9 protein-coding genes and 1 tRNA gene are annotated in these 10431 nt (G+C 71.9%); 7 read left to right on the plus strand and 3 right to left on the minus strand.

Annotated features, from left to right (window positions below):
• Positions 1-42 precede the first annotated feature (42 nt).
• Positions 43-1665, minus strand: a complete 1623-nt coding sequence (locus BM093_RS38120; protein ID WP_093337400.1) for a helix-turn-helix domain-containing protein — start codon at positions 1663-1665, stop codon at positions 43-45.
• Positions 1666-1674: 9 nt separating this feature from the next.
• Here BM093_RS38120 and BM093_RS04320 point away from each other — a divergent pair, with 9 nt between their 5' ends.
• Positions 1675-2469 (plus strand): pirin family protein, encoded by a 795-nt coding sequence (locus tag BM093_RS04320; protein WP_093337403.1) that lies wholly within the window; start codon positions 1675-1677, stop codon positions 2467-2469.
• Positions 2470-2561: 92 nt separating this feature from the next.
• On the opposite strand, the gene BM093_RS04325 is transcribed toward BM093_RS04320, so the two are convergent.
• On the minus strand, positions 2562-2768 hold the full coding sequence (locus BM093_RS04325; RefSeq protein ID WP_093337406.1) for a cold-shock protein: 207 nt from the start codon (positions 2766-2768) through the stop codon (positions 2562-2564).
• 231 nt (positions 2769-2999) lie between these two features.
• Entirely contained in the window at positions 3000-5792 is a 2793-nt protein-coding gene (gene aceE / locus BM093_RS04330) for a pyruvate dehydrogenase (acetyl-transferring), homodimeric type (protein WP_093337409.1), read from the minus strand.
• Between the two features lie 390 nt (positions 5793-6182).
• Here aceE and BM093_RS04335 point away from each other — a divergent pair, with 390 nt between their 5' ends.
• The 6 genes from BM093_RS04335 to BM093_RS04360 form a co-directional block, all read left to right on the plus strand.
• Entirely contained in the window at positions 6183-6617 is a 435-nt protein-coding gene (locus tag BM093_RS04335; protein ID WP_093337412.1) for a DUF3052 domain-containing protein, read from the plus strand.
• Entirely contained in the window at positions 6614-7075 is a 462-nt protein-coding gene (locus BM093_RS04340) for a peroxiredoxin (RefSeq protein ID WP_093337415.1), read from the plus strand. Before BM093_RS04335 ends, BM093_RS04340 begins: the two co-directional genes overlap by 4 nt.
• Before the next feature lie 25 nt (positions 7076-7100).
• A tRNA-Val gene (locus BM093_RS04345) sits at positions 7101-7175 on the plus strand.
• Between the two features lie 90 nt (positions 7176-7265).
• A complete protein-coding gene (locus tag BM093_RS04350) occupies positions 7266-9050 on the plus strand; it encodes a tyrosine-type recombinase/integrase (protein ID WP_093337419.1) in 1785 nt (594 codons plus the stop codon).
• 809 nt (positions 9051-9859) lie between these two features.
• A complete protein-coding gene (locus BM093_RS04355; protein ID WP_093337422.1) occupies positions 9860-10129 on the plus strand; it encodes a hypothetical protein in 270 nt (89 codons plus the stop codon).
• 32 nt (positions 10130-10161) lie between these two features.
• Positions 10162-10431, plus strand: a 270-nt coding sequence (locus BM093_RS04360) for a transposase (RefSeq protein WP_143105251.1), incomplete at its 3' end; no start/stop codon positions are given.

The raw sequence follows: 10431 nt of genomic DNA on the forward strand, positions 1-10431 counted from the left end.
AGCGGACCTTCTTTGTAGGGTTCACGACAACTCGCACAGCGTTCACCGGGCCGCTCCACCCGGTACGACCGGGTCGTCCGCCGGGCTCCCGGCCCTCGTCCCGGTGCTCGTGCCGGGACCGGTGCCGGTGTCCGTGGGGGAGCCGGCCTCGCTGCCGTCCAGCGGGGTCAGCGGGGTGTCGGCGGGCAGGCCCGTGCGGGCCCGGCCCACCCGGTCGGCGACGAGCGCCGCACGCAGCACGAACGCCTCCCGCGGGTCGGTGGGGGAGCGCCCGACCAGCTCGCCGATGCGCCGCAACCGGTACCGCACGGTGTTCGGGTGCACGTAGAGCGCACGGGCGCACCCCTCCAGGCTGCCGCCGCCCTCCAGGTACGCCGACAGGGTACGCAGCAGCTCGCCGCCGGCGTCGTGCAGTGGGGCCAGGACGTCCTCGGCGAGCCGCCGCCGCGCGGCCGGGTCACCGCACAGCGCGCGCTCGGGCAGCAGGTCGGCGGCATCGACCGGGCGGGGCGCGTCGGGATGGCCGGGGGCGGCGGCGAGCCCGGCGAGCGCCTCGGCGACGGCGCTGCCGGTCGCGGCCAGGTCGGTGCTGGCGGGGCCCGCGACGACCGGGCCGGGACCGAACCGGGACGCGATCTCCGCGAGCACCGGGTCCGGAGGTCCGTCCCCGTGGCCGGACCGCTCGCCCGAGCGGGCGGTGCCGTTCGGCGGCGCAGTGCCCGTCGACGTGGCACGTGTGCCGCGGTCGCCCGCTGCCGTCCCGCCCGGCGCGCTACCGCTCGCCGGCGGGGCACCCGCCGCGGCCGTGCTCACCGCCGTTCGACCGCGTGTCGTGGTGCCGGCGTCCCCGGTGCCGCCCGGCGCCGTGTCGCCCCGCGCGGTGCCGTTCGCCGTCGTGCCGTCGGGGCCGGCACCGTCGGCGAGCCGGTCGACCCGGCGCCGGGGTGCCCGGCCGGTGACGTGCAGCAGCACGACCAGCCGTCGTCCCTGCACCCCGACCAGCACCTCGTAGCCGAGCCGGGCCGCGAGCCGGCGCAGCTCCACGATCAGCTGCGGCGAGTCCGGCCCCGTCCCCGGCACGCTGCCGACCAGGCAGTGCACCCGGGCGGTGGGGTCCCAGCCCAGTGCCGCGGCGCGGGACACCAGCGCCCCGTCGACGTCGCCGCGCAGCACCGCGTCCACGACCAGGGCCTCCAGCCGGGCGTCCCACGCACCGCGGGACTCGGCGGCGCCGGCGTAGACGGTGGCGGCCGCGAACGCGATCTCCCGGCCGAAGCGCAGCACCGCCTCGGTGAGCCGGTGGCGCTCCGCGGCGTCGGCGGCCAGCGGGGGCAGGTGCTCCTCGAACACGTCCGCCGCGATCCGCACCAGCTCGACGGTCTGGCGCAGGCTGATCCGCCGGGCCAGGTCGCGCGGCGCGATCCGGAAGGCCTCGGCGGTCAGCGGCGTGGTGCGGTCCGGCTCGCGCAGCCAGGCCACGAAGTTCGCGACCCCGGTCTGGGTCACCAGCGAGACCCCGGCCCGCTGGTCGGCGGGCAGCGCGGCGAACCAGGACCGTCGCCGTTCCATCTCCGCGAGGCACTCCGCCGCCAGCCGCGCCGAGGCCAGCTCGAGGCGGCGCAGGGTCGCGTCCGCGACCGGGTGGCGGTGCACGTCGGGCAGCATGACACGACGATGAACGCCTCCACAGACCGAGACCCGCACGTCGAACCGGGCGTCACCGTGCACCGGGCCGGCGAGCGGTTCCGCACCGCCACCGGCTGGCTGGACTCGCGGCACAGCTTCTCCGCCGGCGCGCACTACGACCCGGCGAACACCCACTTCGGGCTGCTCCTGCTGCACAACGAGGACCGGGTGGTGCCGGGCCGGGGGTACGACGAGCACCCGCACCGCGACACCGAGATCCTCACCTGGGTGCTCGACGGCGAGCTCGAGCACCGCGACTCGGGCAGCGGCCGGGTCGAGCGGGTGGGGCCCGGATCGGTGCAGCGCCTCGGCGCGGGGTCGGGGGTGCGGCACTCCGAGCACGCCACGGCGCAGCGGCCGGTGCGGTTCGTGCAGATGTGGGTGGTGCCCGACGCCCCGGGCGGGGAGCCCGAGTACGCGGTGCGCGAGGCACCGGTGGACGGCGGGGAACCGGTCGTGCTGGCCTCCGGGCTGGCGCGGCACCGGGACCTGCGGGTGCTGCCGCTGCGGCAGCGGCACGCCGCGCTGACCGTCGTGCGGCTAGGACCGGGAGGCGCCGTCGAGCTGCCCGCGGCCCCGTTCGTGCACACGTTCGTGACTCGCGGGACCGCCGGGCTGGAGACCGGTATGACGGCGCACGCCGGCGGAGTGCCTGCCGGCACGGTCCTGGACGTCGGTGACGCGGCCAGGATCGTCGACGACGGCGGCCGGCGGGTCACCGCCGGCGCGGCCGGGGCCGAGGTCCTCGTCTGGGAGATGCACAGCGCCCTCGGCCTCGAGTAGGTGGGCGGGCGCCGCCGATCACGGTCCGGGCAGCGGTGCCCGGACCGTCAGGACCGATGTGGATGGATGTCGCCGCGCGGGCGTCGCCCGGCTCAGGCGAGCGGTGTGACGCCGCTGGCCTGCGGCCCCTTCTGCCCCTGCTCGATGTCGAACGACACGCGCTGACCCTCGTCGAGGGTCTTGTAGCCCTGCGTCTGGATCGCCGAGTAGTGCACGAACACGTCCGCACCACCACCGTCGGGAGCGAGGAAGCCGTAGCCCTTCTCGCTGTTGAACCACTTGACGGTGCCCTCTGCCATTCCTGCTCCCTCGTTCATCGGCCCGGGACACCTCGTCCCGGAACCGCCGGCCAGCGGCGCACACGGTCCACGCCCTGGTCGCGACGGCGAGTCGCGCGAGATGTGATCTCCCGCGATCACCGTCGGCCGGAGCCTATCGTGATCTGCGCCGCCCTGGGAGGGGCGAAATACACGACGGCCCGCCGCGCCCCGGAACCGGGGCGTGACGGGCCGTCGGGCGCCGCGGATCGCTCAGGCGACGCCGGAGTCGCTGGTCTGCGGACCGGCCGCCTGCGGGTCGTCGATCTTGTACCCGGCCGCGGCCTCGGCCGCGGTCTCGGACTTGACCAGACCCTGCTTGGCCAGCGCCGACAGCGCGCCGACCACGATGGACTCGGCGTCCACCGCGAAGTGCCGCCGCACGGCCGGGCGGGTGTCGGACAGGCCGAACCCGTCGGTGCCCAGGGACAGGAACGGGGCGGGGGACCACTGGCGGATCTGGTCCGGGACCGCCCGCATCCAGTCGGAGACGGCGACAACCGGGGCGTCGGCGTGGTCGCCCCCGCTCAGCGTCGTCGTCACGTACGGCACGACCGGGTCGGCGCCCGGCGCGAGCAGGTTCGCCCGCTCGGCCTCGACGCCGTCGCGGCGCAGCTCGCCCCAGGAGGTCACCGACCAGACCTCGGCCCGGACGTCCCACTCGTCGTTCAGCATCGTCTGCGCGGTCAGCGCCCACGGCATCGCGACGCCGGAGGCCAGCAGCCGCACGACCGGGCCGTTGCCCTCCGGCGCGGCGGCGTAGCGGTACATGCCGCGCAGGATCCCGTCGGTGTCGACGCCGTCGGGCTCGGCCGGCTGGACGTAGGGCTCGTTGTAGACGGTCAGGTAGTAGATGACGTTCTCGGCGTCCTCGCCGACCATGCGGCGCAGACCGTCCTTGACGATGTGGGCGACCTCGTAGGAGAACGCCGGGTCGTAGGCGACGACGGCCGGGTTGGTCGCGGCCAGGAGCAGCGAGTGGCCGTCGTTGTGCTGCAGGCCCTCACCGGTCAGCGTCGTGCGCCCGGCGGTGGCGCCGACCAGGAACCCGCGGGCCATCTGGTCCGCGGCGGCGTAGATGAAGTCACCGGTCCGCTGGAAGCCGAACATCGAGTAGAAGATGTAGACCGGGATCATCGGCTCGCCGTGCGTGGCGTACGACGTGCCCGCCGCGGTGAACGACCCGACCGAGCCGGCCTCGTTGATGCCCTCGTGCAGGATCTGGCCCTGCTCGGACTCGCGGTAGGCCAGCAGCAGCTCGGCGTCGACCGAGGTGTAGTTCTGCCCGTGCGGGTTGTAGATCTTCTGGGTCGGGAACATCGAGTCGATCCCGAAGGTCCGGGCCTCGTCCGGGATGATCGGCACGAACCGGCCGCCGATCTCGGAGTCCTTGACCAGCTCGCGCAGCAGCCGGACGAACGCCATCGTCGTGGCGACCTCCTGCTTGCCCGAGCCCTTCTTGAGGATGTCGTAGACCTTGTCGCCGGGCAGCACGAGCGCCTTGGAGCCCGACCGGCGCGAGGGGATCGGCCCGCCCAGCTGGCGGCGGCGCTCCTTGAGGTACTGGATGGCGTCGTCGTCCTCGCCGGGGTGGTAGTACGGCGGCAGGTACGGGTCGGCCTCGAGCTGGGCGTCGGGGATCGGGATGCGCTGCTCGTCGCGGAACTGCTTGAGGTCGTCGAGCGTCAGCTTCTTCATCTGGTGGGTGGCGTTGCGGCCCGCGAAGTGCGTGCCCAGGCCGTACCCCTTGATGGTCTTCGCGAGGATGACGGTCGGCTGGCCGTGGTGCGCGGTCGCGGCGGCGTAGGCGGCGTGCACCTTGCGGTAGTCGTGCCCGCCGCGCTTGAGCTTCCAGATGTCGGCGTCGCTCATCGGGTCGACCATGGCCTTGGTGCGCGGGTCGCGGCCGAAGAAGTGGTCGCGGACGTAGGCGCCGTCGTTGGCCTTGTAGGTCTGGTAGTCGCCGTCCGGCGTGGTGTTCATCAGGTTGATCAGCGCGCCGTCCCGGTCGGCGTGCAGCAGGGCGTCCCACTCACGGCCCCAGACGACCTTGATCACGTTCCAGCCGGCGCCCCGGAAGAAGGCCTCCAGCTCCTGGATGATCTTCCCGTTGCCGCGGACCGGGCCGTCGAGGCGCTGCAGGTTGCAGTTGATGACGAAGTTGAGGTTGTCCAGGCCCTCGTTCGCCGCGACGTGGATCATGCCGCGGGACTCCGGCTCGTCCATCTCGCCGTCGCCGAGGAACGCCCAGACCTGCTGCTGGGAGGTGTCGGAGATGCCGCGGTCGTCGAGGTACCGGTTGAACCGGGCCTGCATGATCGCGTTCATCGGGCCGATGCCCATGGAGACCGTGGGGAACTCCCAGAAGTCCGGCATGAGGCGCGGGTGCGGGTAGGACGGCAGGCCACCGCCCGGGCCGGCGTGGGAGAGCTCCTGGCGGAACCCGTCGAGGCGGTCCTCGGACATCCGGCCCTCGAGGTAGGCACGCGCGTAGATGCCGGGGGAGGCGTGGCCCTGGATGTAGATCTGGTCGCCGCCGCCGGGGTGGTCCTTGCCGCGGAAGAAGTGGTTGAAGCCGACCTCGTAGAGCGTCGCGGAGGAGGCGTAGGACGAGATGTGCCCGCCGACCCCGATGCCCGGCCGCTGGGCGCGGTGCACGGTCATCGCCGCGTTCCAGCGCAGCCAGCGCCGGTAGGTGCGCTCGACCTCCTCGTCACCGGGGAACCAGGGCTCCCGCTCGGTGGCGATGGTGTTGACGTAGTCGGTCGTGGTCAGCGCCGGGACCCCGACGCGCTTCTCACGGGCCCGCTGCAGCATGGTCAGCATCAGGTACCGGGCGCGCTGCTGACCGGCGTTGTCCAGGACCGCGTCGAAGGACTCCAGCCACTCGGCCGTCTCCTCCGGGTCGATGTCCGGGAGGTGGGACGCGAGCCCGTCCCGGATGATGTTGACGCGGCGCGGCTCCCCACTGTCGGTGCTGCCGGCCCTGCTGCTCTGCGCGGTCAAGGGTTCTCCCTGCCTGGTCCGTCGGTGGCCGGGATCGCCCGGCCCTGCTTCCGCACGCCCGCGTCCGTGCCCGGCCGCCCCCGGGGTCGGCGGGGCGGTGGTCACGGTGCGCCCGACCGGGGTCGAGCGGGCGTGATGGCCCCCATCGTGCCCCTTCCGGCGCGGGCCCGAAACTCGCGTCCCACGTGGAAGGACCCGGCTTGCGGTGCGTGCGGGCGAGGATAGGTACTACTCGTACGTAACTGAACGTGGGCTGCCGCTCCCGGGCGAGGCAGTTGCATCCGGTCGTGCCCACGTGATCCGATGCCCCATCCGATTTCGCGGCAGGGGTGGCGCCCGCGCGCGGAACCGATGACGATGGTCTGCGTGAGCAGCGTGAAAGGGGAACGAGTGGTGACCGCGGCTGATGCCGGTGCGTCCGACATCGCGGGGAAGCTCGGCATCGAGCCGGGCATGATCGTCCAGGAGCTGGGATACGACACCGACGTCGACGATCAGGTCAGAGAGGCCGTCGAGGAGACGATCGGTGAGGAACTGCTCGACGAGGACGCCCAGGAGGTCATCGACGTCGTCCTCCTGTGGTTCCGCGACGGCGACGGTGACCTCGTCGACACCCTCGTCGACGCCCGCACCCCACTGGCCGACGACGGTGTGGTCTGGGTGCTGACACCCAAGACCGGCCGTGACGGTCACCTCGAACCGTCGGAGATCGCGGAGGCGGCCCCGACCGCCGGACTGTCCCAGACGTCCAACGCGACCCTCGGCGACGACTGGGTCGGGTCCAAGCTCGTCCCGCCGAAACAGGGGAAGGGCGGCAAACGCTGAGCGTCACCGCCGGAGCACCGGCACCGCCGTTCGCCCTGCCCGACCAGAACCGCTCTCCGGTGTCGCTGGAGTCGGTTCTCGGGTCGGGGCGTTCGGCGTTGCTGGTCTTCTACCCGTTCGCGTTCTCCGGGATCTGCGGGGGCGAGCTCTCCGCTGTCCAGGAGTCCGTCGGGGACTTCCAGAACTCCGCGACGCAGGTCCTGGCGATCTCCTGCGACCCGACCTTCGCGTTGGGCGCCTGGGCGTCGTCGGCCGGCTTCACGTTCCCGTTGCTGTCGGACTTCTGGCCGCACGGGGCCGTGGCCTCGGACTACGGGATCTTCAACGCCGACAAGGGGATGGCGCTGCGCGGGACGTTCCTCGTGCAGCCGGACGGGATCGTCTCGTTCGCCGAGGTGAACCAGCCCGGGGAGCCCCGGGACCAGGACGGGTGGCGGCGCGCGCTCGCGGCCGTGTGAGACTGTCACGGTCTCGTTCGAGTCGGGGCGCGTAGCTCAGCGGGAGAGCACTCGGTTTACACCCGAGCGGTCGCAGGTTCGATCCCTGCCGCGCCCACCACGTCCGACCAGGTAGTTCGTTGGTCAGGCCCGCTCAGCGCGGGCGTGTCGTGACATCAAACGTGACGCGAACGGCCCCTATCGTGCTGTCATGGCGACCAGGAAGGGCAGCCGGAAGCGGCCCCGCGGAGGGATCGATGCGCTGCCCAGCGGAGGCCTGCGAGTGCGTGTCTATGCAGGCTTCGATGCTGTCACCCGGCGCCGCCACTACCTGACAGAGATCATCCCGGCAGGGCCCCGGGCGGAGATTCTAGCCGAGGCCGCCCGCACCCGGATGCTGAACGAGGTCGACGAGCGCCGGAGCCCCCGAACTTCTGCCACGGTGAACCAGCTGCTGGATCGCTACCTCGAGATGATCGACGTGAGCGCCTCTACACACCTGATGTACGCGCGGTATCTGGACAAGCACGTCCGGCCGTTCGTTGGGAGCAAGAAGGCGGGTGCTCTGGGCCCGGACGAACTGGACTCGCTCTATGCCGAGCTCCGTCGCTGCCGGGTCCATTGCAAGCCCCGCAGCAAGGTCGTCGATCATCGGACCCCGCGGCCGCATGAGTGCGACGAGCGTTGCCGTCCGCATGTCTGTAAGCCTTTGTCGAACACGACGATCCGGCACGTTCACCACGTCCTCAGCGGCGCGTATAAGCGGGCTGTGCGCTGGCGGTGGGTGGCGACGAGCCCGGTGGTGCAGGCCGAGGTTCCCGCACCGAAGCCGCCGGATCCGCGGCCACCGACGCCTGCCGAGGCGGCGAAGCTGATTGAGGAGGCGTCTGCGGATCCGGACTGGGGTGCGTTGGTCTGGTTCACGATGACGACGGGGGCGCGCCGTGGCGAGGTGTGTGCGCTGCGCTGGCGCGACGTCGACCTCGACGGCCGGACCGTGCAGATCCGTCGGGCGATCGCCACGGACGGGCGTCGGAACCTGGTGGAGAAGGACACCAAGACCCATCAGCAGCGCCGGGTCACCCTCGATGAGGAGACGACCGCAGTGCTCGCGGAGCACAAGGCGCGGGCCGAGGAGGCTGCCGCTCAGCTCGGGCGAGAGCTGACCGGTGCGTCCTTCGTGTTCTCTCAGTCCGCGGACAGCAGCGCGTCCCTGGTGCCGTCGTCGGTCGGGCAGCGCTACACCCGGATGGCGAAGCGTCTCGGCCTCGAGACCCACTTTCACGGCCTGCGGCACTACTCGGCGACCGAGCTGATCGCCGCCGGCATGGACATCCGCACGGTCGCAGGTCGTCTCGGCCACGGCGGCGGCGGGGTCACGACGCTGCGGGTCTATGCCGCCTGGCTGGCCGAGGCCGACCAACGCGCCGCGGCGGGGATCACCGCCCGGCTACCGGAAAGGCCGACGTCCGTGTCGGCGGTGGAACGTGCACGGACCGCGCCACGGTTGCCGTTCGAGAAGACGGCTGCGGCGATCCTGCGGAGGATCGAGGCGGGTGAGCTCTCGGAGGGCGAGTATCTTCCGGCGATCAACAGGCTGGCTCGGGAGCACGAGGTCGGGGTCGGTACGGCGTACAAGGCTCTCGACTTGCTGCAGACCTGGGGCGTGGTCCGTACTCGGGCGGGCGGAGGCGCTGTTGTTCTTGCGCCTGAGCAGCCGACCGAGCCCGCGGTCAACACCGCGGCGGTGCCTGACGAGAGGACGCCGCTTGCACCGCAGCGCCGTCTCCTCGATTTCGTCGTCCGGCGTCGTGGCTACGTGATTGCAGACTTCTCTGCGGAGGCCGATCCCGATGACGCCCCTGGGCTCCGTGAGCTGCTGGTGGGGGCAGTACGCCGCGACGGCCGCGATCCTTCTGAACTCGACGACTTCACGCTCGAGGTCTCGGACCCGGTGCTGAAGGAGCGGCTCAAGACGTTCGTAGCGGCGCCCTGAAGGCCGTCAATCCCGCTGGTCGGCCGGCGGAGCATGCAGAGCACAGCGTCGGTCACGGGGTGCGCCGTGAGCCTGGGGTCCCCGTATTCGTGGTGTCGACGGACCCAGGCGTCAAGATCGAACAGCCGGTCGACCAGATCGTCGGACGAAATGTCAGGCGGAACTTCGTCGAGGAGTATCTCCGACCGACTGCGCGTCGCGTCTTCGTGCTCCCCGAGGGCGTCGGCCAGCGCGCGCCGGCTCGTGCCCGCGGCCAGCTCAACTCGGACCGCCGAGGCCAGCACGTCCTGCGCATGGCGCATGAGCTGAATCGCGTCGTCGAGGAGAACTCCGGGCAACAGCACTGCCGGCGACCCTGTGGGGACCATGCCCCGCGCGAAGGCCGATGTCACGCGGGCCGTCTCAGCCAGCCGCAGCTCGGCCGAGGCGGCGGGATGGCTGTTCGGTAGGAGCCCCGGTAGGTACCGGCGGTGGGTGTCGCCCATGGCGAGGACGGTAGGCGGTTCTCACGACTGTGTGGGGCTCGTGGCGTGAGCCTGTGGACAACTCGAAAGCGAGGGCGGCAGAGCCGCCGCGGACCGGCGTAGGCCGGGCTGCCCTGACCGGTGGGCCGCTTACTCCGCCCGGTCTCACGGTCCAGGGTGCTGCGCATCGGCTGCGCCGACGGCCTGCGGCCGCCCGTGACCGCGAGCCTCGCCGGGCGGAGTCGGGCGCGGAGGACAGGGGCGGGCGCTTCGCACCGCGCCCCGCTACCGGCCCACCAACTTCAAAGCTCACCGGGCTGGTTCCACCGACCGAGGGAGCCCGTCATGCCGAAGCCCGTCAACCACGAGGAGAACCATAACGAGACCATCCTCGGGCGACCGATCGTCCGCCGGGTTCACAGCGGAGGGCTCGCCCAACGGCAGTGCCCGACCTGCGGGCGTCCTGAGCCGGTCCAGGAGCCGAGCATCGGCCTGCAGGCCATGCCGGATCCCGTCACGGACGTCGTGCCTGATGCGGCGGCCATCAGGAGCGCGTTCCGCGCGTTGGCGCTGCTTAGAGATAGTTTCAGAATGAGCTCGGCGTGTCTGCTGTAGACACTCGCTGGGCTGCGGCAGAGTCGCTCGACATGGCTGCCGATCTTGTTCCTGACTCGTTGTGGGAGCGCGTGGAGCCGCTGCTTCCAGTTCGTCCACCGCGCCGGTACCGGTTCCCCGGGCGCAGGCCGGTCGACGACCGGACTGCGCTGCGCGGGATCATGTACGTGCTGCGCAACGGGATCAGCTGGAGCCAGCTCCCGACCGCCGCGTTCGGCGTCTCGGGGGTGACGTGCTGGCGGCGGATGCGGGACTGGACCGAAGCCGGAGTGTGGCCGGCGCTGCATGAGCTGTTGCTGGCC

Origin of the sequence: Pseudonocardia ammonioxydans, assembly GCF_900115005.1 — a bacterium.
In the GTDB taxonomy this organism is placed as follows: Bacteria; Actinomycetota; Actinomycetes; order Mycobacteriales; family Pseudonocardiaceae; genus Pseudonocardia; species Pseudonocardia ammonioxydans.